We start from the raw sequence: 26,497 nt of genomic DNA, 5'->3' as shown, positions 1-26,497 counted from the left end.
CGAAACGCCAGATAACGCTCTGTAAATGGGCGGAATTATTTTGCGACCTTGCCAATGCTGAAGAACATCGTCTCCCCCGAATGATCATCCACGCCGTCATTGTCGGTGGAAATCCATGCGGTACCATCCGGGGAGATGGCGATTCCCTCAACCTTATCAAGCACGTACCCACCGGTTGACAGCAGATCCGGGATCAGGTCGCGCACCAATGTCTTGGTCACGACAGGAAACTCCGACCCGAGGGCGGCGGGCGTCATATCGGCCAAGGGCACCGCGTAGATCTTCTTGGTCACGGCCTCTGCGCCGTGCTGGTTGTCACGCTCGATGATGTAAACGTGGTCGCCATGCACAGCCATGTCGCTCAGCCCCACCCACCCCTTTGCGGGTGCGGCTTTGGGGTAGAGAACAGCCCCCCATTCTTCACGCTCCAGATCATAGGCCACGAGCTTCACATGGTCCTTGGGATCGTCCTTCCACTCACGCTGCACGGGCATCCAGAGTGTGTTGCCGACAAGTGTGATGCCTTCGAAACCAAAGCGCTTTTCGACGGCCATCAGCTCTGCGGGCAGGCCGATTTCCTTCTTGATTTCACCCTTGGCGTTCACTTGGTAGAGCGCGTGAGGAATGACGCGATCGGTCCGCCCTTCAGAGGCCACCCAAAAATTGCCGTCGGCATCCAGAACGATGCCTTCCATGTCCAGCTTTTGCGCAGGCATCCCGTTGCGCGTCACATCGATGGCATCGACGATCTGCGCTGGCGTCGTTGTGGGGTCGATTTTGAAAATGCGGGGTTGGTAGCCGTAAAAGCTGTCAGCCACCGCGTAAATCATCCCCTCCGCATCCGCGACCATGCCAGAGATCGCCCCCCAGCCGGTCAGTTCCGCCATGCCTTCCGAGGTCAGATGCGGATAGGACGCGGGCGCATCGGCATATTGATACAGCATCACATGCGCGCGCGCGGCACCGTCCTGCAACCCGTCGAATTCATTGGCCGTGGCCAGCAAGCCCCGCTCGGGGATGGCCACCGCACCTTCGGGAGAAATCCCCGAAGGCAGCAGTTGTTTCAGCACTGGCGATCTCGGGTCGGTCACGTCATAGACGGCAACAATCGATGCCCGCTCGGCCATGACAAATACATAGGGCGTGCCGTCAAAGACAGCGAACTCCATGCCCTCCGGTTCAGCGCCCTTGCTGTCGGAGCGTTTGTCCGGGTAGTGGCCGATTTGCACAATCGCATGCTCGAGCGACGCCCCACTTTCCCAGACAAGCGTGCCGTCTTTGTGGAAAATCGTCATCCCGCGCGCGCCACCATCCATGTCGCCCTCATTGGCAATGGCGAAATGGTCATCGTCGATCCATTGCACACCATCGGGTTCGCGCAACCGCCCCTGCTGGCTCTGATCGAAGATCAGTGCGCCACGTTCGTCCCGGGTGTCGATGCCCTCCAGATCGACCGCACCGGCGGAGAAATGTGACAGAACCGTGCCGTTGCGGGCCACAACGGCGATGTGGTTGTTTTCCTGAAGGGTCACGACGACCTCGCCCAATGCGTTGATGTCCACGAATTCCGGTTCGGGGTCCTCGCCCGCCACATCCGCCAGACCGGTCAGGCTGGCGCGCCGCAGCGTATCACAGTCCAGCGTGCCATCCGCCACGTCGATCATCACGAGATCACCGGCGGGCATCTGTGGCACGCGACCGTCACCGAGGTCTTCGTCCCGTTCGTTTTCAATGGCCACCGCGATGAAGGACCCATCCTTGGCCCGCGCGGTGCTGTCGGGCTGACCGCCCAGATCACAGGAGGCTGTGATGCTCATGTCCGCGAGGTTTACCGCCTTGATGAACCCCGAAGGCGCCGTGTAGCTCGGGGAGGTATTGACCCCGACAAAGGCGGTATTGCCGATCACGGAAACCGCGGTTGGCTCGCCCTCGACCACGAGTGTTCCCATAGGTGCCGGGGCCGCCGGATCGGTGATGTCGATCGCACCGATCACGCCCGCGGGGCTGTCGGTGTAGACCAGGGTCATGCCATCCGCCGTGACGTCGATGATTTCTGCTGATGTTTCATCGGGCACCGTCCCCTCGAAATTCGAGGTCACCGGAAAAGACGCGATGCGATTGAAATTCATCTCCGCCTGCGCGGGTGAAATTGCGGCGGTCGCCAGCAGCGTGCTGGTCAGCAGCAGGTGTTTGGTCATTGAAAACTCCATGGTCTTGAGATGTGCGCAAGGACGCAGTCTCAAGACACATGGAGATGTCAGTTTTGTATCAGTTTTGTGAACTCTTAGCCCATGCCGCGCATCAGGTCAGATGCCTTTTCCCCGATCATGATCGCAGGCGCATTGGTGTTGCCCGAAACGATCTCCGGCATGATCGAGCAATCGGCAACCCGCAGCCCTTCGATCCCGTGCACCTTCAATTGCGCGTCGACAACCGCGTCCTCGCCCGAGCCCATTTTACAAGTGCCGGTCGGGTGATAGATGGAGGCGGTGTTGTTGCGCGCCCAATCCAACGTCGCATCATAGTCATCCATATCCAGGCTGGCATGCGGCCGGAATTCCTCGGATATCTTCGAGGTCAGAGGCGCATGACGCGCGATCTTGCGGGCGATGTTGACCCCGGCCACAACCGTGCGACAATCCGTTTCTGTCGACAGATAGTTAGGAATGATCTTCGGGTATTCCCGCGGCTTAGACGAATTCAGGCGAATCTCACCCTTGCTTTCAGGCCGCAGCTGACACACCGACATGGTGAAGGCCGAGAACTTATCCGCGCCCTTGCCCGGGTTTTCCGCCGACAGGGGTTGCACATGGAATTGGATATCCGGCGTTTCCATGTCTTCGCGCGTTTTCAGGAACCCGGTGGCGAGACTGGCCGCCATCGTCATGGGACCCGCGCGGAAGAGCGCATATTTCAAGCCGATCTTGGCCTGACCAAATAGGCTTGTGACCTCGTCGTTCAGGGTAGGTTCATTGCACTTGTAGACCAGCCGCGCCTGCAGGTGGTCCTGCATGTTCTTACCAACGCCTTTGAGGTCTTTTTTGACCTCAATACCATTTTCAGAAAGCTGTTCCGCCTCGCCGATCCCGGAGAGCATTAAGAGCTGAGGTGAATTGATCGCGCCCCCGCACAACACAATCTCGCGGTTGGCCGTGACGGTCTGTTTCTGGCCCGAACGGTCCGTGTAGCTGACGCCGGTTGCCCGCCCGCCCTCGATTTCGACCTTGTCGACCTGCGCATGGGTGACAATCTGCAGGTTCGGGCGTTTCTTGATCGGATTGAGATAGGCCACGGCAGAGCTGCAGCGGCGGCCGTTGCGAGAGGTCAGCTGGAAAAAACCCACCCCTTCCTGATCTGCGCCGTTGTAATCGGGGTTGAATTTATACCCGGCCGCCTGCGCCGCCGCGACCCAAGCGTCGGTGATGGGGCGCTGGATGCGCATGTTCGACACCGAAAGCGGGCCCTGATCGCCGTGGAATTCATCCGCCCCGCGTTCGTTATTCTCCGCGCGTTTGAAAAGCGGCAGCACATCATCCCAGCCCCACCCGGTGTTACCCATCTGGCGCCAGCGGTCATAATCCTGCGGTTGCCCCCGCACGTACAACAACCCGTTCAGAGAGGACGACCCCCCCAGAACCTTGCCGCGTGGCCATTCAATGGAGCGCCCGTTCAACCCCGGATCAGGCTCCGTTTTGTAGCACCAGTCCACGTTCGGATTGTGAATTGTTTTAAAATAACCCACCGGAATGTGAATCCACGGGTTAAGATCACGACCACCAGCCTCAAGCAAAATGACCTTTGTATTGGGATCCGCGCTCAACCTGTTCGCCAAAACACACCCTGCGGATCCTGCCCCGACGACGATAAAATCAGCTTCCATATCGACCTCCCAAACCAACCTGAAAAAAACTCTATGCAAAAAGACAATACTATACTAGTGTTTTTTGGGACTAATAGTCTCAATAAATGACATTCAGGGAGGAAGTCATGGGAATTTACGATAAACTAAACCACATTTCGCGCCGGGATCTGTTCCGGATCGCGGGGCGCTACGGGATGAGCTCGACATTGCTCGCCGCAGGCAGCTTCGGGGGCGCGATGAGCCTTGCAAACTTGGCAAGTGCGGCCGAATCGACCTACGAAAAACGCTTCGCAAAAGAGCCGAAATTCACGCTGAAATTCGGCGCTGCGGGCTTCAACGCACGCAACTTGCTGATCGAACGCGCGGGTGCTCTGGAATTTGCGCGTGATCTTGAAAGCCGCACAGACGGCGAGATTCGCGTTGAGTTTATCGGCGACAATCAGATCTGCGGACAGGTTTCCTGTGTTGAAAAAGCGCAACAGGGCATCGTCGACATCTATGCGGCATCGACACAGAACTCTGCGGGTGGCGCGCCTTATCTGAACGTTCTGGACTATGCGTTCATGTTCCGCAGCCGGGCCGATCAGTACCACTTCCTGTATCACCCGAAATCCCAAGAGCTGCTGCGTGAGCCCTATGAGCGTCGTCACGGCCTGAAATTCCTCTTCAGCCACGCCGAATTGCGCGGCATCCAGCTGGGTCTTTCGTGGGAAGACAAGCCAACGGTCACCAGCATCGAAGAGCTTTTCGGCACGAAAAACCGCGTCACGGGCACGCAGCTGGGTCGTATCGCGATGACCGCGCTGAACCTGAACCCGGTTCCGGTGGCCTGGGAAGAAACCCTCGACGGTCTGAAGCAGGGCCTGATCGATGGTGCGGAAACATGGGCGTCCGCCGTGGCCTACGCCAACATGTCCCCCGTTGTGTCCCAGTCTGTGCACCTCGACTTCTTCTGCGGCACAGAGCACACAGCCATGAACGCAGGCGTTTTCGACAGCCTGGGTGGCGAATTGCAGGACGAGGTTCTGGAAAGCTCCTACTGGAGCCAGGTGCACGTCCAGGCGGCAAACGAAGCAGCGCTGGTCAAAACCGTTGGTCTGTCCGATCCACAACTGCCAAACACAATCTTCGCGCAAAACAACGTGCGCAACGCCTTCCTGTCGAAAGAAGAGCGTCGCAAGGCCGAAGAAATGTGCTCGCCAGAGTTCCAGCCACAATTGTGGGAAGACTGGCGCGAGCGCCTCAACGGCTGGTCCGGTGGTCTGGACACGTATCAGGAGATCTACGACATCGCGCGTGAGATCGACGAAGATACGCTGCCAGAAAACGTGGAACCACGTCGCTGGTGGAAAGCCTAAGTCCGGCTCGGCGTTGAAATTGAGCCGGTCCGTTCAACGCGGGCCGGCTTTTTTCATCACTTTCAGATGGTTCGGGACTTGGTATCGCGGGTTTTCGGGATGGAGAAACCTCAGATATTCTTCCGACGGATGCGGAAAGTGCTTTGATCCGATAGCCTTCTTCGGGCAGCATCGGATGAGAACAACATAGGGAGGGGGCCAGATGTCAATCTTGGCGGATATGGGCACCATCGTCACGGCGACGCTGAGTGGCGATATTAATTTCAAAGTGGTCCAGGCTTATCGGTCACCGGCGGCATGGTATGTGTTCGGACCACTCACCGTGGTCGGCGCCTTTCTGGTGCTTTTTCTATACAAGAAAATACCGTGGCTTGACCGGCATCTGGAACGCACGATCATCGTCTATACCTACATCATCATCGCTCTGATCATTTTTGTCGGCGTGATCCAGCGATTCGTTTTCTCGGCGCAGGTGCCCTGGTCAACGACGATCCCCCCGCTCCTGTTCATGATCATGGCGTGGTACGGATGTTCCTATAACGTCAAACTGCGCACCCACCTCAGCTTCAACGAATTCCGCACGAAAATGGGGCGCACGGGGCAACTGACCTGCCTGCTGTTGGACAATATGCTGTGGTTTATCTTCTGCATCATCGTTGTCACGACAACCGCACGCGTCACCGTCAATACCTATGACAACTTTGCTATCGTGCTGGGCACGGATAACGTCATGCGGTGGTGGTTCATTGTTACGATGCCCATCTGTTTCGTCATGATGGCCGGGCGGGTTCTGGAGAACCTGTTCGAGGATCTCGAGAAATACCGCAACGGCGAGCCGTTGATTGAACAAGCCGTTATCGGGGGAGATGTCTGATGTCTGACGGATCATGGATCACAATTATCTCGCTCGGCGTGACCTTCCTGTTCATGCTTGGCACCCCTGTCCTGCTCATCATCTTCTACTGGGTTGTGGGCTGTAGCTTCGTCCTCGATCTGACGCTCGACAACACCGGCTCGGAGATGCTTAACGTCTTCAAGGATGGGTTTGCCCTCTTGGCGATGCCGCTCTTCATCCTGACCGGGGACCTGATCAACAAATCAGGCATCGCCAAACGATTGTCCGACTACGCCTACGCCTGTCTGGGCTGGCTGCGTGGCGGGCTTGCGATGGCCTCCATTGGGGCCTGCGGCCTCTTTGCGGCGATCTCCGGATCAAACTCGGCAACAACCGCAACCATCGGGTCGATGTTGCACCCCGAAATGGTCAAGGGCGGCTATGACGAACGCTTCTCAGCGGCCACAGCGGCTGCGGGCGGCACCGTCGGGATCATCATTCCGCCATCGATCATCTTCATCGTTTACGGCTTCCTGATGAACCTTGAAGTGGGCCAGTTGTTCCTCGCGGGCATCATCCCTGGGGTCCTGATGGTCCTCGCCATGATGTCGGTCTGCTTTGTGGTCTGCACGATCAACAAGTGGGGCATTCTGACAAACCTCAGCATCACCCGTATGACCAAAACGGCGCTTGGCGCGTGGTTGGGTTTCTTCGCCATCGGTCTGGTGCTCTGGGGCATCTATACCGGCAAGTTCTCCCCCACCGAAGCGGCGGGGGTCACCGTTGGGTTTGGCATCATCGTTGGTCTGATCAGCTACCCGCTGAACAAGCTGATGGGCAATGATTCCAGCATTCCCGTGGATGAAAAAACCTTCGGCTCGATGATTGTGGTCGAAGGGTTCACCCTGCCGGAAGTCCCCTCCATCGTCGTGCGGTCGGCCCAGATCACCGGCATCCTTGCGCCGCTGATCGCGGTCTCCGTGGTGATGCAGCAAATCCTGTCGCTTCTGGGCGCACAGGAAACCATCGGAGGGTTTGTGACCAGCATGGGCGGATATTATCCGGTGCTCTTTACGGCCATGGCGATGGTGTTTATTGCAGGAATGATCCTTGAAAGTCTTCCGGTAACGATCATCATGGCTCCGATCCTCGCACCCATTGCGGCGTCTGTTGGCGTAGATCCGATCCACTTCGCGGTTATTTTCCTGGTGGGGGCTTCCATCGGCTTCATCACACCACCATATGGCTTGAATCTTTACGTGGCCTCGGGTGTCACAGGCGTTCCCTACTTCCGCCTGCTCAGATATTCGACAATGTATCTGTTCTCGCTGCTGGCGGTTTGGATACTGGTTGCAATGGTGCCAAATCTGGCGCTTATGTTACTGCCGAGTTAACAGAACGACTGAGCATGCCAGACGATTTTGGAAAGGATAGAGAGGGCCAGATACCAACAACGCTCAGGTTGCTGGTCCTCCTTGAAGAAGTCGCAAAAGCCGGTGTGCCAGTCACCCCATCTTCGCTCAAAGATACCCTGAACCTGCCAAAACCCACGCTGCACCGCCTGTTCAACACAGCCGAGGCAGCCGGGTTTTTGCAACGCGACATCGATGGCAGATCCTACGGCCCCGGCCCGCGATTGCGCCAGTTGTCCCTGAATACGGTCTCATCCCAACGTCTGCGCACCGTACGTCTCGCCATTCTGCGCAGCGTGGCGGAGAAAATCGGCGAGACCTGCAACATCGCGACACCGGATCGCGACGGCATGATCTATCTGGACCGGGTTGAGACGCACTGGCCGCTGCGCATTCAACTGCCTGTCGGCACGCAGGTGCCGTTCTATTGTACTGCCAGCGGCAAGATGTACCTGTCCTCCCTCAGGCCAGCCTATTTTGACCGCTACCTCTCGACGGCGACGCTGGACAGCCGGGCGCCCGGCACGATCACCAGCAAGGCCGACCTCAAGGCGGAAATCGAAACCACGCGGAAACGCGGCTATTCCACCGATGATCAGGAGTTCATGGAGGGCATGGCGGCCATCGCGGTGCCGATCCTTGATAATCGCAAGCGATTGGTGTCCACACTGTCGGTTCATGCGCCGTTGCAGAGACACGATCTGGCCGGACTGTCACGCAGTGTGAACACGCTGAAGGCTGCGGCTCAGGAGCTCACAGCGCTCATCAACAGCTGAGCCGTGTCAGGGCGACGCACGCCAGAAGTGCACCTGCGCGGTGCTTTCACGTCCCCTCACATCCACGGTTTTTATGGCATCAGACGGACGCTCCGGCGGATGTTTGGCGGCCCCCAGCAAAACGTCCGTGACGGCAAGTGCCGCACCTTCGTCCTTGGCAATCTCCAACAGACGGCTTGCCAGATTGACCGTGTCCCCTGCGACCGAGACCTGTTGGTGACGGTCGCCGCCGAGCCGTGACAAGACCACATCGCCGTGATGCAACCCGATCCGGCATCCGACAGGCAACCCCTTTGCCATCTCCGGCCCCAGTCGCTCAATTTCCCGCATGAGGTCAAACCCCGCGCGCAGGGCTTCGTCAGGACCGTTTGTATCCCCCTCGGCCATCCCGAAGATCGCCAACGCCCCATCCCCCATGTAGTTCAGCACAATACCGCCATTGGCCTCCACCGTCTGCGCAGTGATCTGGTGAAATTGCTTGAGAAGATCCTGCGTACGCGCCGGGCCCAGCTTTTCCGACAGATTGGTAAAGGCGCTGAGATCCACAAAGAAAACCGATAGTCTGTGTTCGGTGGGGCGAGCGAGAAAGGCCGGGTCATCGGCAATCCGTTCCGCCAGCGCCGGGGATTGGAATTGTTTCAGGGCTGCCAATGCGCGCGCGCCGCGTGCCGCACTTCGCTTTTCGTTAAAGTACCGCAGGCTTGAGGCCGCCAGAATGGGCACGCTTGCGCAAGCCAGCGGTATGGACGCGCTGAGCCAGACACCGGCAGAAAAGGCAAACCAGACCACGGCAAGCCATAGTCCAAGCGCCCCAATGGCCAAAGGCACACCGCTGGATAAGGGCAAGGCAATGATCGGAACCGTGACAAGCAGCGCCAGCACAACCGCCGCCGCCGTGTCGACCCTGCGGGTCCCCGCGTCACGCCGCAGGGTTTCCCCGCCCAGCAATTGCGACACAGCTGTTGCCATGATCTCCACCCCGGGTACGTTTTCGTCAAAAGGGTTTGGGAAACGGTCGCCAAAAGCGGTCGCCGTATATCCGAGCAGCACCGCTTTACCCGTGAGCGCGTCGCTCACCTGTCCCGTCAGAACATCCACTGCGGAGAAGGTTGGAATGCTCGCAGTCGGACCGACCAGGCGCAGCGGCAGGTTGAACCCAATGTCCAGCGGCGTGCGGTTATCCCCCAACGCTACCGCGTCCGTTGTCATCGTGGGCTCCACCTCTGCGAAGGCCGACGCGATCAGCAGCGCAAAGGCAGGCTCCACCCCTTGAGGTGTCTGAAACACCGCCGGAAGGTAGCGCGGCGTTCCGGTGGCATCGGTGGAGAGGTTGACCAAACCGGACTTTGCGGACCTCAGAAACACCTGCTGCGGTCTCAGGACGCTGACGGGCCGGGCCAGATCAGCAGCCTCTTGATCCTCCGCAAACCGGCCAGCTGCCGCCAGCACCGTATCACTGCGTTGAAGCGCGGTGGCGAGCAGGTTGTCGGTGACGGGATCCCCCGCATCCGCGAGAATGATATCAAGGCCCAACGCTCTTGGGTTGGCATCGGCAATGGCATGCACAACATTGGCCAGCAAAAGACGACTGTCTGACGCATTGTCTTGGGTGCTGTCCAGCGTCGCATCGTCGATGGCAACGATCACGACATCTGAAACGGGGGCTACCGGACCAAATGTCGTGTATCGCGCGTCAAGCAGCGTGGCCTCCAAACGGTCGAGCGGGCTGGCGATGGCCGCCACATTCGGGCGGCTGACAAACACCGCCCACAGCGTTGAAAAAAGAAGCAGGAGGACACCAGCCAGGACCGACGTCCAGCGGTATGACGTCATCTGCCGAAACGGGCCAGCAAGCTGCGCGCCCGCTCGGCAGGCCAGACATTAGCTTCGAGCGTGGTGTCGCCCCCAACGTCAGCGCCATCGCCCGGCCCCAGAACGATTGCCTCGCTCTGATCATCGACCTTTGAAACGGTCACTTCGCCCTCAACCACAAAGACGGATGTTGTCGTCTCCGTCACGTCAACGACATAGACGGTGCCACGCACCGCAGCGATCGCATGCGGCGTCCTGATCTGGGGCCGCGCCGCCCCCGGCTCAACCTCGATAAAGGCCGCCCCGCTGTTCAGATCCATCGCGGTCGGGGCGTCAGGCGATACTTCACCGGTAATTTCCAGCGCTGCGGCGGCCTCGATTTCGATCAACAGGCCAAATGCGCACCTCAAAAGCTCGCGGTCCGGATCGGTCGCCGGTTCAACCGTGCAGTTTGGCGGCACTTGCGCTTGTGCCGGAACAACCAACCCCATGGAAAAAAGCGCAACGAGTGCTGCAGCGTAACAAAAAGTTTTCATAACAAATATCATTTCTACACTAGGTTTTGCTTGCGCCTGCGGGTCCCACCCGAATGCGCAGAAGGTCACTGAATCTCGTCAGCCGATGGTTGTTTTAGCACCAAAGCGATCTGCGCTAAAGGCATCACAGGCGTTGATGCTGTGCCAAGCGCAAAAACGCGCTGGCCACCAACCAAAACCGCCGCAGTTTCCATCGCGCGCTTTCGGAAATCGTAGCCGATTCTTACGAAGGGCATAATCGGGCTGCACCGTTGATGCAAGTTTCCGGGGCGGTCAGCAATTGCGGCATTACTGGTCAAAAACAAAATCCCGCCGTCAAGGATAGCCCCCGTTAACCGCACCGCACGCTGCCTTAAGCCAGCGGCAAGGGAATTAGCGCACCTTCAGGCCTGATCAAAATTTCTCAGGGAAATCCAATGGCCGATACCTCCAGCAGCCTGTCTTTGCCGTTCATCCAGCCCAGCCAGGCCCAGAAACACGTCACCCATAACGAAGCGCTCCGCATTCTGGATGTGGTCACCCAGCTTGGCGTGTTGGCGGACGATCAGGCCACACCACCTGCCTCGCCTGCGGAAGGGGATCGCTACATCGTGGGTGACGCTGCCACCGACGCATGGACGGGTCATGAGGGACAGGTTGCCCTCTATGAAACCGGTGTGTGGCAGTATTTCACGCCGAATGCCGGGTGGCGCGCCTATGTGACGGGCCGTGAGGCGCTGGTCGTGCACGACGGCACCGAGTGGATTGATCTGGACAGTGCAGAACTGCAGGACATCGAAGCCTTTGGCCTTGGGATGATGTCGCTGCCCAACACCCCCTTTTCTGCCAAACTGAATGCCGCATTGTGGACAGCGCACTATCTGGATGATGGCGGTGACGGCAATCTGATCACCACCGTGAACAAAGAAGCCACCAGCAATGACGCCGGATTTGTGTTCCAGCAGGATTTTGGCACGCGCGGTCTCTTCGGGCTTTTTGGCAGCGATAACTTGCGGTTGGCCACATCCGCTGATGGGGTCGCCTTTCGCGATGGCCTGATTGTGGATGCTGCGACCGGCGTCGTGGATCAGCCCAACCTGCCGCAGTTCAAAGGTGTAACCAATTTCGACAACTACACGGCTGCAGACGCCTGGACCAAGATTGCGATCAACCAGACCGAATTCAACGACCAGAATGCCTTTGATGCGGGAACCAACCATTTTGTGGCGCCGGTCGCGGGCAGCTATTTCTTTGGGGCGGCGCTGACATTCAAACAGAATGCATCGGATCAGGCGCGCATGGGCGCTCAAATGATTTTGAACGGGACCAGCGTGATCACAGGGTCCTTAAGCGAAATCACCGGTCCCCATGTGTCGGAACAAACCTCGTTGCAGATCCAATGCATGGTCTCGCTTGCCGCAGGCGACACCGTTGAACTGCAAGGCCGGTTGCGCGGGTTCGACGGGTATTTTCTCGCAGATCAAACCAGCTTCTGGGGTTTCAAGGTCGGCTAGGATACCCCCGGAGCGCGTTGGCCTCGCTTCCAGCGCCCCGGCCACCGCCCGCGCCTCTCTTGCGTATTTCTTCCGGAAAAGGCACCAAGCGTCACGGCGCTTGGCCGCGGGAGAGATCGATGCACATACGTTCCAACCACCATTACCCGTCGCGGCGGTCGGCCGTTGCAGCCGACAACATGGTGGCGACATCGCATCCACTGGCAGCACAAGCTGGCGTCTCCATGCTGGCGCGCGGCGGTAATGCAGTTGATGCAGCTTTGGCAGCGGCCATCACCCTGACTGTGGTTGAACCGACGGGCAATGGCATCGGGTCCGATGCTTTTGCCATTCTTTGGGATGGCCAGGAATTACACGGGTTGAACGCCTCCGGCCACTCCCCTGCGGGCTGGACACCCGAGCGCTTCGCAGGGCACGAGACAATGCCATTTCGCGGCTGGGAAAGCGTCACGGTGCCCGGAGCCGTTTCCGCCTGGCTGAGCCTTTCAGACCGGTTTGGCAAGCTCGATTTCGCGACCCTTTTTGAGCCGGCCATTGGTTACGCCGAACGCGGTTTTCCGGTCTCGCCGATCATTGCAACGCTCTGGCACCGCGCCGCTGAACAACTCGGCGATCAACCGGGGTTCGCGGAAACTTTCATGCCCGATGGGCGCGCACCAAAAGCCGGGGAATACTTCTGCAGCCCCGGACATGCCCGCACCCTGCGATTGATCGCGGAAACCAGTGGAGCGGCATTCTACACCGGCGAGATTGCCGAAGAGATCGCAGCCTATGCCCGCAAACATGACGCCGCCCTCACGCTGGAGGATATGGCCGCCCATGAAGCAGATTGGTGCGGGACGATCTCGAAATCCTTCGATGAGTTTGCCCTGCACGAAATTCCGCCAAATGGTCAGGGCATCGCAGCTCTCATGGGGCTGGGCATTCTGGGGCAGACCGACATTCGCAACATGGACGCGGATGACCCCCGCGCGCTGCATCTGCAGATCGAAGCCATGAAGCTGGCGCTGCGGGACGCGGAAAGCTACGTCGCGGACCTTGATCACATGAAGAACATCACGGTCGCCGATATGCTGGATGATGGCTATCTGGCCTCCCGCGCGCGCGAAATCGATCCAAGCCACGCCACCAATTTCGGGGCGGGTGCGCCGAAACAGGGCGACACGGTTTACCTGACCGCAGCGGATGCATCCGGCATGATGGTCTCGTTCATTCAATCCAACTACGCCGGGTTCGGCTCTGGCGTGGTCGTGCCCGGTACCGGTGTTTCCCTGCAAAACCGCGGCGCGGGCTTCTCGCTCGCCCCGGATCACCAGAACCGCGTAGGACCAAGAAAACGTCCGTTTCACACGATCATTCCAGGGTTCCTCATGGGCCGTGGTGGCCCGCAGATGAGTTTTGGCGTGATGGGTGGACCGATGCAGGCACAGGGCCATGTTCAGATGGTGCTCAGAACGCAGCTTTTCGGGCAGGATCCGCAAATGGCCGTCGATGCACCGCGCTGGCGTGTGACCGATGGCTTGGGCGTTGCCTGCGAGACCACTTTGCCGCCAGAAACGCTTGAGGCCTTGCGCGGCATGGGGCACGCGCTGTCGCTGGAAGCGCCTGACAACGCATTTGGCTTTGGCGGTGCGCAGTTGATCGCACGCTTGCCCGGTCGCGGCTATGTCGCGGGCTCTGACCCCCGCAAGGACGGCGCGGCGATGGGTTTCTAGCCCCGGTTGCAATCCGCTCATGTCCGTTGCCTTTCATTACGGCAGTCGCGGATCAATCCCCCGCCAGGGGACCGCCCCACCCCTTTGGTCCTTGACCAATTGGTAAATTCTTGCGCTTGATTGCTCAAACAACTGGGGGACGTCCATATGACCACAAGACATTACATCAACCGCCGCCGCTTTCTGGCCACCACCGCCGCATCATCGCTGATGGCCGGTGCCATGGGGGTTTCGCCCGCACTGGCAGCCGACCCGATCAAGACGGCAGGCATCTATACCGTCCCCGTTGAACAGCAATGGGTCAGCCGCATTCACAAGGCGGCCCTGACCGCGCAGGAGCGCGGCGACATCAGCTACACCTTCTCCGAAAACGTCTCGAACACAGATTACGCCCGGGTGCTGCGCGAATACGCCGAAGCGGGCAATAAACTGATCATCGGCGAGGTTTTCGGCGCCGAACAGGAAGCCCGTGAAGTGGCCGCAGAATATCCTGATGTTGCCTTCCTGATGGGATCCAGCTTCAAGGAAGACGCCGCCCTGCCCAACTTCGCAGTGTTCGACAATTACATTCAGGACGCCTCCTATCTATCTGGGATCATTGCCGGATCAATGACTGAGTCCGGTAACATCGGCATGGTCGGCGGCTTCCCGATCCCGGAAGTGAACCGGCTGATGCATGCCTTCATGGCTGGCGCCAAGGAGATGAACCCGGACATCACGTTCCAGGTCAGCTTCATCGGCAGCTGGTTCGATCCGCCCAAGGCCAAGGAAACCGCCTTCGCGATGATCGAAAACGGCGCGGACCTGCTTTATGCGGAACGCTTTGGTGTTTCTGATGCGGCCAAGGAAAAGGGCATTCTGGCCATTGGTAACGTGATCGACACGCAGGCGGATTACCCTGACACGGTTGTGGCCTCGGCGATCTGGCACTTCGAACCGACGCTGGACAAGGCCATTGCCGAGGTGCAGGCAGGCTCTTTTGTCGCGGCGGATTACGGCATCTATTCCTTCATGAACCAGGGCGGCACATCGCTGGCGCCGCTGGGCACCTTCGAAGGCAAGATACCTAAGGAAGCTATGGATCTGGTGAGCAAGCGCACGGAGGAGATCAAATCCGGGGCGTTCACCGTCACGATCAACGACGAAGAACCAAAATCGTCCTGATTTCACATGGCACGGGACGCCGTTCTTCGCCTGAATGACATCACCAAAAGGTTTGGCAAGCTGATCGCAAATGATGCGGTCAGCCTGACGCTGCACCGGGGTGAGGTGGTGGCCCTTCTGGGGGAAAACGGCGCAGGCAAAACCACGTTGATGAACATCCTCTTCGGCCAGTACACGGCCGATCAGGGGGCGGTGGAGGTTTTTGGCCAGACCCTGCCGCCGGGCAATCCGCGCGCGGCTCTGGATGCCGGTGTGGGCATGGTGCATCAGCATTTCACGCTGGCGGGCAATATGACCGTGCAGGAAAACATCACGCTTGGCGTGCAGCCGCTGTTTTCACTGCGCTCCGGCACGCAAACTGCCCGCAAACGGATCATCGAGCTGTCGGAACGGTTCCAGCTCAAGGTCAATCCGGATGCGCGCGTCGGCAGCCTGACCGTGGGGGAGCGTCAGCGGGTGGAAATCCTCAAGGCGCTTTACCGCGACGTGAAAATCCTGATCCTCGATGAGCCCACCGCCGTTTTGACCCCGCAGGAAACCGAAGACCTCTTTGCTACGCTCCGACAGGCCATTGCCAACGGTCTGTCGATCATTTTCATCTCGCACAAACTGCATGAGGTCATGGCGATTTCAGACCGGGTTGTCGTCCTGCGCCATGGCAGGCTGGTGGGTGAGGTGGACACCAAGGACACCGATCCCAAAGCCATGTCCGCCATGATGATGGGCACCAGCGCCACCCCGCCCGATATTGCGCCTGCGCAACCCGGTGCTGTGTTGCTGCAACTGGACCGGATAAGCACCGCCGACATCGGGAATGCGCCAGGTCTGAAATCCATCTCTCTGGCGCTCAAGGCCGGTCAGATTACCGGGCTCGCAGGGGTCTCCGGCAATGGTCAGGCCGCGCTTGCCGATCTGGTGGGCGGCATGCAGGCGCCAGACGCCGGGACCTTGACGGTGAATGGGGAAACACCCACGTCCTGGACGCCGCGCGAGGCCGTCGCAAAAGGCATCGCGCGCATTCCCGAGGACCGGCACAAGACGGGCACAATCGCCGATTTCGACCTCACCGAGAATGCGATACTGGAGCGGTACAATTCCTCTGACTTCAGCGCCTCTGGCTGGCTGAATTGGCGCGCAGCGCGGGACTATACCAATGGGATCATTGAGAAATACGACGTGCGCTGTCCCGGTGCCGACACGCGCATCCGACTGTTGTCGGGCGGCAATATGCAAAAGCTCATCCTGGGCCGTGTGCTGGAGGCAGGACCACAGATTATTCTGGCCAACCAGCCGGTGCGTGGCCTCGACATCGGAGCCGTCAACTATGTGCACAGCCAGCTTCTTGCAGCGCGCGACGCCGGTGCGGCGGTCCTGCTGATTTCCGAAGATCTGGATGAGATCATAACCCTGTCGGATGTGATCCACGTGATTTCGGAGGGCCGTCTTTCGCCTGGTTTCGCCCGTGGCGAGATGACCCCACCAGAATTGGGCATCTGGATGGCCGGTCACGGGTTTGAGGAGGCAGCACTTGCGTCTTGAACCCATCGCCAATCCGACCTTGCCGCGCCGCCTGGGCCTGCCTGCCCTCGCCATCGGATCAACGGTTGTCATCGCATCGCTGCTGGCGATGATCGCGGGTGCCAATCCTTTTTCCGTGCTCGGGCTGATCCTGCAGGGTGCGTTCGGGTCCAAATTTGCCATTCTTGAGACGCTCAACCGTGCAACGCCGCTGATCTTCACCGGTTTGGCTGCAGCCGTCGCCTTTCGTGCGAAATTCTGGAACATCGGCGCCGAAGCGCAGCTTTATGCAGGTGCCTTGATCACCGTGGTTCTGGGCACCGGGTTGCTCGCCTGGCCCAGCCCCTTGCTGCTGCCCGTCCTCGCGCTGACCGCTGTTCTGGCCGGTGCGATCCTGCTGCTCATCCCTGCTCTGCTGAAAACCCGTTTCGGCGTGGATGAGGTGGTCACCACCCTGCTGTTCAATTTCATCTTCCTGCTGTTCATTTCCATGCTGCTGGAAGGACCGCTCAAGGATCCGATGGGCATGGGCTGGCCAAAATCGGCCCGGGTGCTGCCCGAGGCGCGACTGCCGCGTATCGTTGAGGGGCTGCGGCTGCATTGGGGATTTGGTCTTGCGATCCTGTCGGCCATCGCCGTCTGGGTCCTCCAGACCCGCAGCACGCTGGGCTATGAAATGCGCGCGGTGGGCAACAATGTCGAGGCCGCGCGCTTTGCCGGGATCCCGGTCAATACCGTGCTGGTGAAAACCGCTCTGCTCTCGGGCGGTCTGGCGGCATTGGCGGGGTTTTCCGAAGTGGCGGGCCTCAAGGGTAGCCTGACGCTCGATCTGTCGCCCGGCTTTGGCTACACCGGCATCATCGTGGCCATGCTTGCGCTGCTGAACCCGATCGGCGTGATCTTTGCCGCGCTCTTCGTGGCCGGTATCTTTGTCGGCGCCGACAGCATGAGCCGCGCGGCCAATGTGCCGACCTATCTGGCCGATATCATGCTCGCCACGGCGCTCCTGTTCATGGTGCTGGCGATCATGTTGAGCCGCTTTCGCGTTGTGAGGGATTGAGATGGATATCATCGACATCCTGCTCTCCGCCAGTTTCTGGGCTGCCGCCATCCGGATCGCCAGTCCGCTGATCTTCGCCACCCTGGGCGAGTTGATCTGTGAGCGCGCAGGCGTGCTCAACCTCGGGATCGAAGGCATCATGGTGGCGGGCGCCTTCGCCGGGTGGATGGCGGTCTATTCCGGCACCGGGCTCTGGACCGGTGTTGCCGTTGCCATGGCCGTCGGCATGCTCTTTGGCCTCTTGCACTCCACGCTCACGGTCCCCTTTGGCCTCTCGCAGCATGTGGTGGGGCTGGGTGTCACGCTATTGGCCACCTCGGCAACCTATTACGCTTACCGCCTCGCGCTGCCAGAGGTCACAAGCCCGCCGAAAATCGAGGCGTTTCAACCCTATAGGATCCCCGGCCTTGCCGACATCCCGCTCATTGGCCCTGCCCTCTTCAACCAAACTCCGCTGACCTATGCCGCTTTTGCGCTGGTTCTGATCGTCAGTTTCACACTCTATCGCACCCCGCTTGGGCTGGCCGTGCGCGCCGCGGGCGAAAACCCATCCGCCGTGGCCGCCCAGGGCCTGTCCGTCACCGGTATCCGCATGGGCGCCGTGATCATCGGCAGCGGTTTCATGGCCGTGGGCGGCGCTTTCCTGACCATGTCCGCCTTTGACAGTTTCTTTTTCGAGATGGTCAACGGGCGCGGCTGGATCTGCATCGCGCTGGTCGTCTTTGGCGCGTGGCGACCGGGCAAGGCGCTCTTGGGCGCGATCCTCTTTGCGGCCTTCGACGCGCTGCAAATCCGTGTCCAGCAGACCAACCTGGGCGCGACCGTGCCCTACCAGATTTTCCTGATGATGCCCTATGTCCTGTCCATCGTCGCCCTGGTATTGGTGTCGCGCCGCGCAGAAGTCCCTGCCGCCCTTATGGTGCCGTTCAACAAAGGAGAACGCTGATGTTTGATCTGATCATCAAGGGGGGCACGCTGACGACCGGCGAGATCACGGACATCGGCATAAAAGGCAACAGGATTACTGCCGTCGAAGACCTGTCGACCGCCAACGCCGGGCAGGTGATTGATGCAACGGGCGACCTGGTCAGCCCGCCCTTTGTCGACCCGCATTTCCACATGGATGCCACGCTTTCCTACGGTCAGCCGCGCATCAATGCCTCGGGCACCTTGCTGGAAGGAATTGGTCTCTGGGGCGAATTGAAACAGATTATGACCCGCGATGATGTGGTCGCCCGCGCCTTGGCGTACTGCGATTGGGCGGCCAGCATGGGGCTGCTGGCGATCCGCAGCCATGTGGATACCTGCGACGACAGGTTGCTGGGCGTGGAAGCGTTGCTGGACGTGCGCGATGAGGTCAAGGACTACATCGATCTGCAACTTGTCGCCTTCCCGCAGGACGGGTTTTACCGTGATCCCACGGCCCGGACCAACACACTGCGCGCGCTGGATATGGGCGTCGATGTGGTCGGCGGTATCCCGCATTTTGAACGCAGGATGCAGGATGGGGCCGCCTCGGTCACAGAGCTCTGCGAGATCGCGGCCAACCGCGGACTGCAGGTCGACATGCATTGCGACGAAACCGACGATCCGATGTCGCGCCACATCGAAACGCTGGCCTTTGAGACCCAGCGCCTTGGCCTTCAGGGTCGGGTTGCCGGGTCACATCTGACCTCGATGCATTCGATGGACAATTACTATGTCTCCAAACTCCTGCCGCTGATGGCGGAGGCTGAAATTTCCGCGATTCCGAACCCTTTGATCAATATTGTTCTGCAGGGACGTCACGATACCTACCCCAAACGGCGCGGCCTGACGCGGGTCAAGGAAATGCAGGCTCTGGGTATCAATGTGGGTTGGGGTCAGGATTGCGTGCTGGACCCGTGGTACTCGCTGGGCACCGCAGACATGCTCGACGTGGCCTTCATGGGGCTGCATGTGGCGCAGATGACCAGCCCTGAAGAGATGCGGCGCTGTTTCGACATGGTCACGGTGAACAATGCCAAAACCATGGGCTTGCATGAGTATGGGCTGCACGTCGGCGCGCAGGCCTCGCTGGTCGTGCTCGATGCCGGTGACCCGGTGGAGGCGCTGCGCCTGCGCGCCAACCGGCTTTTCGTCATCGCCAAGGGCAAGCTGATCAGCCAGACCCCCCGTGCTGACGCCGCATTGGACATCCCCGGGCGGGCTGCATCGGTGCGGCGGCGCCATGGGCCAGCACTCACCTGATCCCGCGGCGCAGGTCCTTAGCGCGCTGACCGCAAGCTGCGACGTGACGCCGGAAGCGATCAATTGATCTAAGACAAGGTCCGGTAGTTTTCACCGGGGTACCTTGCCACAAGACCAACAGACCATAGGAAAGACAGCAGTCGACCAGATGAGCCGGGTAATCGACCTGCATCAAACGCCATAGGGCTTTCCCCGGCGCACACAGGAGACAACCATGTCCATTCTACTTGTTTACGCAACTGTTGAAGGTCAGACCGGGAAAGTGGCGGATGCCGTCCAGGAACAACTGCGCACCATGGGCTGTGAATTCGAGGTTATGAACACGGCTGAGAAAACGGCACCTGTAACATTCAAGGGCGTCGACAAGGTGATATTGGCCGCTCCGGTGCATGAACGCAGACATCCCGAGACCTTTGAAGTGTTTCTGACGGCACACAGGCAGGAACTGCAGAAATGCGAAACACTTTTGCTCTCCGTCAGCCTCAGCGCCGCCTTCTCCGAAGGCATGGAGGAGGCAAAAGAATATGTTACCGAGTTGAAAATGCGGACAGAACTTGAGCCCACCGCGGAAGTTCTGGTCGCGGGTGCGGTACGGTCGCGTCACTATGACTACTACGCGACGCAGGTTCTGCGGCATGTGGTGCTGAGGGATCAGGACTATAACCCGGCGGTGGACGAACATGAGTTCACCGATTGGGAAGCGCTGGCGATTGAGGTCGCCAAATTTACCGGAGCAGACGAGAAAGTCAGCTAGGCCGCATCGGCGAAAGCTGGCAGATTCCATCCGCGACCCCTGCCCTCCTAGCGACTACCGCAGGCGTCTTCACATTATCTGAGATGTCCCGGTTGGGGTTGGTCAGGCCGTTCCAGCGCCGCGCCAAATTTCGGTCAGACTGCCATTTTTCCGGGGTCGGTTACGCCTTCAGCGCAGCGAAACCGGTCGGATCGATGGCCCGTACCTTGACGCGGTGCAAGGTTCATTTTTCGGGGGGTAATTTTACCATTTTCAAAAAGGCCGGCGCATGCATCGAAGCATGCGCAGCACTTTCTCTGGCCAGAAGAAATTTCCATATTTTTCAAATGTTTAAATTTACACCACTCTGCTTTCTGGCACTTTTGAGTCAGATTTTACTAAAAGGCCCGGCTTACCCTTCAAGTAACCTATCGCTTTTATGGTTTGCGCACCGAATCGAAGGCGCGCGGATGCAACTTTCTGAAATTTTGCAGAATTTCCTGACCCTGACGCAGGATGCCGTCGGCGTGGGATACCGCGGACCTGGCGATGACACCGCCAGAGTGGTGTACATCAACCCCGCCTATTCGGAGCTCTTCGGCTATGCGCCCGACGAAGTGCTTGGTGCCCCCGTCGACATTGGTCACGATCCGGAACACTGGGATGAATATGTTGCCAGTGTGACGCCAAAGTTCGAATCCGGCGCCAAGAGTTTCACCGAAAGAACCCGTTGCATCACCTCCGACGGCAAGAAGTTCTGGGCGAGCCTCTCGTTCTTCATTGTTGATGATGAGGAGCGCGGAGGCCGCTATAGCTGTGCCGTTTTCCGCGATATCTCAGAGCTGGTCGAGCGGGAAGAGGAGGCCTCCCGGGCGCTTGCAGAGCGCAACCAGCTCCTGGTCGAAAAAGAACGCACATTCGACGAGTTGATGGACACGCAAACGCGGCTGCTCTCCGCGATGAATGCTTATCCGGACCCCTTTGTCATTTACGATAAGGACATGCGGCTGGTTGTCTGCAACACCGCATATCAAGAATCTCTCTCCACGCGGCCAGAGGCCATTCGACCCGGCATGCACATTCGCGACGTCCTGAACGAAGCTTTTGACAGCGGTCGCATGGCGGTGCCACCGATCGGGCGGGCTGCGATGTTGGATGAGATGATGAAACCCGAACGGGTCGCGCTCAAGACCGAGGACGTCGAGCTTGCCAATGACATCCATCACCGGATGTTGCGCAGCAAGGCAGAAAACGGCGATTGGGTCATTCTGCGTTTGGACATCACGGAATTGGTGCGCCAGAAACGCAGCGCTGAGGAAGCGCAAGAGCGGCTCCTGTCCGCGATCGGGGCCTATCCCGCGCCATTTTGCATCTACGACAACAACTCCAACCTGGCCGTTTGGAATGAGGAATACGCGGCCGCGCTGACCGATGATCCAAGCGAACTCAAGGCAGGCATGTCGCTGGAAGCCACAATGCGCGTTGGTCTGAGAAACGGGCGCTTTACCGAGGCCGCCGGACGGGAAGAAGACTGGCTGGCCGACCTGTTGGCCTCTGCCGCAGAAACGCGGGCCATCGAAGACATCGAACTCGCCGGTGACACGCACCACCGGATTTTACGCTCCCGCTCACCGGGTGGCGATCTGGTTATTGTCCGTCTGGACACCACCGAACTGGTGCGGCAGCGCCGCGCGCTGGAGGTCACGCAGGATCGTCTGATCTCCGCGATCAACGCCTTCCCCGATCCTTTCGCCATCTACGACCGTGACCTTAAACTGCTCACGTGGAACCCGGCGTTTGCCGCCACGCTGACCGATGATCCCAATGATGTGACCGCGGGCATGAGCGTGGACGAAGTGGTGCGTCTGGCCGTGCACAACGGGCATGTGCCCGCAGCCAGGGGGCGTGAAGCCGAGTGGCTGGAAGAATATGTCACCCCGGATATGGCCAAGACAGAGGAAGAAGAGTTCGAATTCGACAATGATGAGCATTACCGCATCATCAGGTCGCAGGCTGATAACGGTGAAATCGTCGTCCTGCGGCTGAACATTACGGAGGCGGTTCGCCAGCGCCGCGCCCTGGAAAAATACGCCAAACGTCTGGAAGACGCCAATCAGCAGATTACGCACAAGGCCCTGCACGACCAGCTGACAGGTCTGGGCAATCGGCGCTTCCTGTCGGAGAAATTCGACGCCCTTTCGCGTCGACGACGAGACGAAGGCGGCGAGCTTGCCGCGCTGCACATTGACCTGGATCGCTTCAAGCAGATCAATGATACCATCGGCCACGCGGCCGGTGATCATGTGCTTGTGGACGTCGCCAATCGCATTCGCAAAAACACGCAGCCCGACGACGTCGTTGCGCGGATCGGGGGCGATGAATTCGTCATTCTGCTATGGCTGGCGGAAGACAATAACCGACCGGAAGAGCTCGCCGAGGCGCTGTTGGAGGACCTCTTCCAGCCCTCGTATTTTGAAGGTCGCAAATGCCGCTTTGGCGCTTCCATTGGCATATCGCGCACGCCGCTGGCCGATGAGAAGGATTTGCTGACCAATTCGGATGTGGCGCTGTACAAGGCAAAACGTGCCGGGCGCGGACAAGTCGCCGTCTTCAGCCGCGAAGACATCGACGAGATGCGCCGTACCAAGACCCTGGCAGATGACATCATGCGAGCGCTCGAAGAGTCTGAGTTCCTGCCGTACTACCAGCCTCAGATCGAAGCGCGCACCGGTGCAGTGGTGGGCATCGAAGCACTGGCACGCTGGCAACACCCGTCGGCTGGTGTTCTGGCACCGGATCAGTTCTTCTCCGTCGCGTCGGATTTGAACGTCGTCGCCGACATCGACCGGATGATTTTTGAAAAGGCAATTGTGGAGTGCGAGGCGGCGTTCAAGGGTTTCGACCCGATGCCGAGCCTATCGTTCAACGTCAGTGCAAAGCGCGTCCAGTTCGAAGAAATCGAGCAGATCGGCAGACTTGTGAAAGCCTATTCCGGCGAAGTTGCCTTCGAACTGCTGGAAACCATTTTTCTTGAAGAGGAAAGTGACGCCTTCCTGATGCAGCTGGATCAGCTACGCGACATGGGCATTACCCTGGAAGTTGACGATTTTGGCAGCGGTCGCGCCTCCGTTGTCGCACTTCAGCGTATCGCGCCGGACCGGTTGAAAATCGACCGCAGACTTGTGATGCCACTGGAAGAGGGCAACAGCGCAGCGCGGCTTGTGCAATCGATTGTCGAGATCGGCAATGCGCTGGAAATCAGCATCATTGCCGAGGGCGTGGAAACGGAAGAACAGGCGCGCATTCTGGCGCGATTGGGCGCGGAGCGGCTGCAAGGGTACTATTTCTCAAAGCCACGGGATCTCAAAAGCCTTTGCGCCTACATGCGAGAGAACAGATCGGGTCTGGGCTTCGCGTGAGGGCCGCAGCACCAGCTCCAGGCAAGGGTTACCTACCCGCCGCGCTTGGGCAGCCTGCGAACCTGCTGTGAATTACAACGAAGCTTTCAGCAAGTGCTGGGAGTACGGATGCCCGGCATTCATGTTGCGCAAGGCATCCACGTCCAGGATTTCAACGATTTCACCGTCTTTCATCACCGCCAGACGGTCACACATGTGCCCGACGACCGAAAGATCGTGCGAGACCATGAGATAGGTCAGCCGCCGCACCGCACGCAAATCGGCCAAGAGGTTCAGGATTTCCGCCTGAACGGACACATCCAGGGCGGACGTCGGCTCATCCAGCAGCAACAGGTCGGGCTCCGGCGCCAAAGCACGGGCAATCGCAACCCGCTGGCGTTGCCCGCCAGACAGCTGATGCGGATAGCGGAACCGAAACCGTTGGCCAAGGCCGACATCTTCCAACAGTTTCACCACGCGTGCGTCAATGTCCTTGAAACCGTGTAAATGCAGTGTCTCCCCGAGGACCTGGTCAACGGAATGGCGCGGGTGCAGCGAGGCGTAGGGGTCCTGAAATACCATCTGCACGGTCTTGAAAAACCCTTTGGCACGTTTCTTGCCAATCTTGGTGCCTTCCACCGTGATGTCGCCGGACCAATCGGGGGCAAGTCCGGTGATCGCGCGCAGGATTGTCGATTTACCCGACCCGCTCTCACCAACCAGGCCAAAGCTCTCGCCTTGCCCGACGCTGAATGTCGCGTCTTTCACCGCGTCCACACGATCCCGGTGGCTTCCGAACCAGACGTTCAGGCCGGTGACTTCCAACATGTTCATACGCGTCCACTCACGCTGGGCGCCGTCGCCCATTCAGGATCACGCTGCAACACTTCGAGCCGGTCGCGCGGCGCATCGAGCCGGGGCAGCGAATTCAACAGACCACGGGTATAGGGATGTTGGGCCGCATGCAGCTTGTCAGCATCGCAGACCTCGACAATACGGCCTGCGTACATGATCAACACCCGATCACAGAAATCAGCCACCAGATTGAGGTCATGGCTGATGAAGATCAGCCCCATCCCACGCTCTTTCACCAGCTTGTCCATGATGTCGAGCACCTGCCGCTGGACCGACACGTCCAGCGCCGACGTAGGTTCATCCGCGATCAAAATCTCCGGGTTCGGGATCAGCATCATCGCGATCATGATGCGCTGCCCCATGCCGCCCGACATCTCATGCGGGTAGGCGCGCATCACGCGTTCCGGATCCCGGATCGACACCGCTTCGAGCATTTCCAGCGACTTCTTGTACGCTTCCGCTTTCGAGGCCGCGTTGTGCAACCGGTAGGCCTCGATGATCTGATCGCCAATGGTCATCACCGGGTTGAGCGAAAACTTGGGGTCCTGCATGACCATGCTGATCCGCTGGCCCCGCACGTCGCGCATGTCCTTTTCGGATTTCTTCAGAAGGTCGACCCCTTCCAGGCTGATATGATCCGCCTCGACAATCCCCGGCGGACGGATCAGGCGCAGGATCGCGCGCCCGGTCATCGACTTGCCGGAGCCGCTCTCACCGACAATGCCCAGCCGTTCGCGCCCTAGGGTGAAGGATACCCCGCGCACCGCATCAAAAACCCCATGGCGCGAGGGGAATTTGACCCAAAGGTCATTGACATCCAGAAGCGTGCTCATCAGTCACCCGCCTTCGGATCAAGGACATCGCGCAGCCCGTCACCCAGCAGATTGAACGCAAGCGAGACGGTGAAAATGGCCAGCCCCGGCACCGTGGCCACCCACCAGTGATCGAGGATGAAGCGGCGCCCTTCGGAGATCATCGCACCCCATTCCGGGCTGGGGGGCTGTGCGCCAAGGCCCAGAAAGCCCAGACCGGCAGCGGCGAGGATGATGCCCGCCATGTCCAGCGTCACCCGCACGATCAGCGATGAGATACAGAGCGGCCAGATGTGTTTGGTGATGATCCGCAGCGCCCCCGCACCCTGCAGTTTGATGGCGCTGATGTAATCGGAGGAGCGGATGGTCAGCGTTTCGGCACGGGCGATCCGCGCATAGGGCGGCCAGGCGGTCAGCGATATCGCCAGCACCGCATTTTCAATGCCCGCACCCAATGCCGCCACAAAGGCCAGGGCCAGCACCAACCGGGGAAAAGCCAGAAAGATATCGGTGATGCGCATCAGGATCATATCGGTCCAACCGCCGACATAGCCTGACACCGTGCCCACCAAAAGGCCCGCAACCGGGGCGATCAGCGCCACCAGCGCCACGATATAGAGCGTGATGCGCGCGCCGTAGATCAGCCGCGATAGGATATCCCGGCCCAGACTGTCGGTACCGAACACATGACCTTCACTGCCGAGCGGGGCCAGCCGATTGCCCAGATCCTGCATGTAGGGATCATGCGGGGCGAGCACGGGCGCCGCTGCCGCAATGAGCACCAGCGCCACAAGGATGCCCAACCCGATCATCGCCATCGTATTGCTGCGAAACGACAGCCACCCCTGATAGAGGGCGGAGAGCTTGGCATGGCGCCGGGAGGTCGGCGTATCTGTCAGCAGCCACGCTTTGAGGGTTTGGTCGGCCAT

21 protein-coding genes are annotated in these 26,497 nt (G+C 59.5%); 13 read left to right on the top strand and 8 right to left on the bottom strand.

The window, feature by feature from the left end; translation table 11 throughout:
- Positions 1-35: 35 nt before the first annotated feature.
- Together Q1A20_RS10875 and Q1A20_RS10870 are read right to left on the bottom strand one after the other, a co-directional pair.
- On the bottom strand, positions 36-2,198 hold the full coding sequence (locus Q1A20_RS10875; protein ID WP_299916941.1) for an esterase-like activity of phytase family protein: 2,163 nt from the start codon (positions 2,196-2,198) through the stop codon (positions 36-38).
- A gap of 86 nt (positions 2,199-2,284) precedes the next feature.
- Entirely contained in the window at positions 2,285-3,880 is a 1,596-nt protein-coding gene (locus Q1A20_RS10870) for a choline dehydrogenase (RefSeq protein ID WP_299407512.1), read from the bottom strand.
- Positions 3,881-3,987: 107 nt separating this feature from the next.
- On the opposite strand from Q1A20_RS10870, the gene Q1A20_RS10865 reads away from it, so the two are divergent.
- From Q1A20_RS10865 to Q1A20_RS10850, 4 genes are all read left to right on the top strand, one after another.
- On the top strand, positions 3,988-5,220 hold the full coding sequence (locus Q1A20_RS10865) for a TRAP transporter substrate-binding protein (protein WP_298973326.1): 1,233 nt from the start codon (positions 3,988-3,990) through the stop codon (positions 5,218-5,220).
- A 202-nt stretch (positions 5,221-5,422) separates the two neighbouring features.
- The gene (locus Q1A20_RS10860; RefSeq protein WP_299916940.1) at positions 5,423-6,094 is read left to right on the top strand and encodes a TRAP transporter small permease; all 672 of its coding nucleotides are present in this window, start codon (positions 5,423-5,425) and stop codon (positions 6,092-6,094) included.
- Positions 6,094-7,449 (top strand): TRAP transporter large permease, encoded by a 1,356-nt coding sequence (locus Q1A20_RS10855; RefSeq protein WP_298973322.1) that lies wholly within the window; start codon positions 6,094-6,096, stop codon positions 7,447-7,449. Before Q1A20_RS10860 ends, Q1A20_RS10855 begins: the two co-directional genes overlap by 1 nt.
- Before the next feature lie 14 nt (positions 7,450-7,463).
- On the top strand, positions 7,464-8,243 hold the full coding sequence (locus Q1A20_RS10850) for an IclR family transcriptional regulator (protein ID WP_299739624.1): 780 nt from the start codon (positions 7,464-7,466) through the stop codon (positions 8,241-8,243).
- A gap of 6 nt (positions 8,244-8,249) precedes the next feature.
- Here Q1A20_RS10850 and Q1A20_RS10845 read toward each other — a convergent pair whose 3' ends face one another.
- The 3 genes from Q1A20_RS10845 to Q1A20_RS10835 all read right to left on the bottom strand — a co-directional run bounded on the left by Q1A20_RS10845 (position 8,250) and on the right by Q1A20_RS10835 (position 10,890).
- Positions 8,250-10,076 carry a CHASE2 domain-containing protein gene (locus Q1A20_RS10845; RefSeq protein WP_299916939.1) on the bottom strand — a complete coding sequence of 609 codons (1,827 nt, stop codon included), beginning with the start codon at positions 10,074-10,076 and terminating at the stop codon, positions 8,250-8,252.
- Positions 10,073-10,591: a FecR family protein gene (locus Q1A20_RS10840; protein WP_299407502.1), complete on the bottom strand. Its 519-nt coding sequence runs from the start codon at positions 10,589-10,591 to the stop codon at positions 10,073-10,075. The genes Q1A20_RS10845 and Q1A20_RS10840 overlap by 4 nt, the downstream gene beginning before the upstream one ends.
- Positions 10,592-10,656: 65 nt before the next feature.
- Positions 10,657-10,890 (bottom strand): hypothetical protein, encoded by a 234-nt coding sequence (locus Q1A20_RS10835; protein WP_299407500.1) that lies wholly within the window; start codon positions 10,888-10,890, stop codon positions 10,657-10,659.
- A gap of 117 nt (positions 10,891-11,007) precedes the next feature.
- On the opposite strand from Q1A20_RS10835, the gene Q1A20_RS10830 reads away from it, so the two are divergent.
- The 9 genes from Q1A20_RS10830 to Q1A20_RS10790 all read left to right on the top strand — a co-directional run bounded on the left by Q1A20_RS10830 (position 11,008) and on the right by Q1A20_RS10790 (position 23,922).
- Positions 11,008-12,084 (top strand): DUF2793 domain-containing protein, encoded by a 1,077-nt coding sequence (locus tag Q1A20_RS10830; RefSeq protein WP_299916938.1) that lies wholly within the window; start codon positions 11,008-11,010, stop codon positions 12,082-12,084.
- Positions 12,085-12,203: 119 nt separating this feature from the next.
- Positions 12,204-13,799 (top strand): gamma-glutamyltransferase family protein, encoded by a 1,596-nt coding sequence (locus tag Q1A20_RS10825; protein WP_299407494.1) that lies wholly within the window; start codon positions 12,204-12,206, stop codon positions 13,797-13,799.
- Positions 13,800-13,946: 147 nt separating this feature from the next.
- Positions 13,947-14,963 carry a BMP family protein gene (locus Q1A20_RS10820; protein ID WP_299407492.1) on the top strand — a complete coding sequence of 339 codons (1,017 nt, stop codon included), beginning with the start codon at positions 13,947-13,949 and terminating at the stop codon, positions 14,961-14,963.
- 6 nt (positions 14,964-14,969) lie between these two features.
- A complete protein-coding gene (locus Q1A20_RS10815) occupies positions 14,970-16,502 on the top strand; it encodes an ABC transporter ATP-binding protein (RefSeq protein ID WP_299916937.1) in 1,533 nt (510 codons plus the stop codon).
- On the top strand, positions 16,492-17,541 hold the full coding sequence (locus Q1A20_RS10810) for an ABC transporter permease (protein WP_299407486.1): 1,050 nt from the start codon (positions 16,492-16,494) through the stop codon (positions 17,539-17,541). Before Q1A20_RS10815 ends, Q1A20_RS10810 begins: the two co-directional genes overlap by 11 nt.
- A gap of 1 nt (position 17,542) precedes the next feature.
- Positions 17,543-18,487, top strand: a complete 945-nt coding sequence (locus tag Q1A20_RS10805; protein ID WP_299407484.1) for an ABC transporter permease — start codon at positions 17,543-17,545, stop codon at positions 18,485-18,487.
- Positions 18,487-19,770, top strand: coding sequence for an amidohydrolase family protein (locus Q1A20_RS10800; RefSeq protein ID WP_299407481.1), 1,284 nt, complete (start codon positions 18,487-18,489; stop codon positions 19,768-19,770). The genes Q1A20_RS10805 and Q1A20_RS10800 overlap by 1 nt, the downstream gene beginning before the upstream one ends.
- A gap of 214 nt (positions 19,771-19,984) precedes the next feature.
- On the top strand, positions 19,985-20,524 hold the full coding sequence (locus Q1A20_RS10795; RefSeq protein ID WP_299407479.1) for a flavodoxin domain-containing protein: 540 nt from the start codon (positions 19,985-19,987) through the stop codon (positions 20,522-20,524).
- A 449-nt stretch (positions 20,525-20,973) separates the two neighbouring features.
- Complete coding sequence (locus Q1A20_RS10790) at positions 20,974-23,922, top strand: EAL domain-containing protein (protein ID WP_299916936.1); 2,949 nt, start codon at positions 20,974-20,976, stop codon at positions 23,920-23,922.
- Positions 23,923-23,994: 72 nt separating this feature from the next.
- On the opposite strand, the gene Q1A20_RS10785 is transcribed toward Q1A20_RS10790, so the two are convergent.
- Genes Q1A20_RS10785 through nikC form a run of 3 tightly spaced genes read right to left on the bottom strand, consistent with a single transcriptional unit; the run spans position 23,995 to position 26,497 of the window.
- Positions 23,995-24,735, bottom strand: coding sequence for an ABC transporter ATP-binding protein (locus Q1A20_RS10785; RefSeq protein WP_299916935.1), 741 nt, complete (start codon positions 24,733-24,735; stop codon positions 23,995-23,997).
- A complete protein-coding gene (locus Q1A20_RS10780) occupies positions 24,732-25,589 on the bottom strand; it encodes an ABC transporter ATP-binding protein (protein WP_299916934.1) in 858 nt (285 codons plus the stop codon). The genes Q1A20_RS10785 and Q1A20_RS10780 overlap by 4 nt, the downstream gene beginning before the upstream one ends.
- On the bottom strand, positions 25,589-26,497 hold the full coding sequence (gene nikC, locus Q1A20_RS10775; RefSeq protein WP_299916933.1) for a nickel transporter permease: 909 nt from the start codon (positions 26,495-26,497) through the stop codon (positions 25,589-25,591). The genes Q1A20_RS10780 and nikC overlap by 1 nt, the downstream gene beginning before the upstream one ends.

Source organism: uncultured Roseobacter sp. (assembly GCF_947501835.1).
GTDB lineage: Bacteria > Pseudomonadota > Alphaproteobacteria > Rhodobacterales > Rhodobacteraceae > Roseobacter.
This window is presented reverse-complemented; position numbering and strand designations above follow the sequence as displayed.

Excerpts from the sequence above, each read along its gene's own strand:
- Q1A20_RS10785 (WP_299916935.1), bottom strand. The coding sequence starts at position 24,735 with ATGAACATGTTGGAAGTCACCGGCCTGAACGTCTGGTTCGGAAGCCAC.
- Q1A20_RS10865 (WP_298973326.1), top strand. The coding sequence starts at position 3,988 with ATGGGAATTTACGATAAACTAAACCACATTTCGCGCCGGGATCTGTTC.
- Q1A20_RS10840 (WP_299407502.1), bottom strand. The coding sequence starts at position 10,591 with ATGAAAACTTTTTGTTACGCTGCAGCACTCGTTGCGCTTTTTTCCATG.
- Q1A20_RS10780 (WP_299916934.1), bottom strand. The coding sequence starts at position 25,589 with ATGAGCACGCTTCTGGATGTCAATGACCTTTGGGTCAAATTCCCCTCG.
- Q1A20_RS10805 (WP_299407484.1), top strand. The coding sequence starts at position 17,543 with ATGGATATCATCGACATCCTGCTCTCCGCCAGTTTCTGGGCTGCCGCC.
- Q1A20_RS10850 (WP_299739624.1), top strand. The coding sequence starts at position 7,464 with ATGCCAGACGATTTTGGAAAGGATAGAGAGGGCCAGATACCAACAACG.
- Q1A20_RS10830 (WP_299916938.1), top strand. The coding sequence starts at position 11,008 with ATGGCCGATACCTCCAGCAGCCTGTCTTTGCCGTTCATCCAGCCCAGC.
- Q1A20_RS10855 (WP_298973322.1), top strand. The coding sequence starts at position 6,094 with ATGTCTGACGGATCATGGATCACAATTATCTCGCTCGGCGTGACCTTC.
- Q1A20_RS10795 (WP_299407479.1), top strand. The coding sequence starts at position 19,985 with ATGTCCATTCTACTTGTTTACGCAACTGTTGAAGGTCAGACCGGGAAA.
- Q1A20_RS10825 (WP_299407494.1), top strand. The coding sequence starts at position 12,204 with ATGCACATACGTTCCAACCACCATTACCCGTCGCGGCGGTCGGCCGTT.
- Q1A20_RS10860 (WP_299916940.1), top strand. The coding sequence starts at position 5,423 with ATGTCAATCTTGGCGGATATGGGCACCATCGTCACGGCGACGCTGAGT.
- Q1A20_RS10870 (WP_299407512.1), bottom strand. The coding sequence starts at position 3,880 with ATGGAAGCTGATTTTATCGTCGTCGGGGCAGGATCCGCAGGGTGTGTT.
- Q1A20_RS10790 (WP_299916936.1), top strand. The coding sequence starts at position 20,974 with ATGCAACTTTCTGAAATTTTGCAGAATTTCCTGACCCTGACGCAGGAT.
- Q1A20_RS10820 (WP_299407492.1), top strand. The coding sequence starts at position 13,947 with ATGACCACAAGACATTACATCAACCGCCGCCGCTTTCTGGCCACCACC.
- Q1A20_RS10875 (WP_299916941.1), bottom strand. The coding sequence starts at position 2,198 with ATGACCAAACACCTGCTGCTGACCAGCACGCTGCTGGCGACCGCCGCA.
- Q1A20_RS10800 (WP_299407481.1), top strand. The coding sequence starts at position 18,487 with ATGTTTGATCTGATCATCAAGGGGGGCACGCTGACGACCGGCGAGATC.
- nikC (WP_299916933.1), bottom strand. The coding sequence starts at position 26,497 with ATGGCCGACCAAACCCTCAAAGCGTGGCTGCTGACAGATACGCCGACC.
- Q1A20_RS10815 (WP_299916937.1), top strand. The coding sequence starts at position 14,970 with ATGGCACGGGACGCCGTTCTTCGCCTGAATGACATCACCAAAAGGTTT.
- Q1A20_RS10845 (WP_299916939.1), bottom strand. The coding sequence starts at position 10,076 with ATGACGTCATACCGCTGGACGTCGGTCCTGGCTGGTGTCCTCCTGCTT.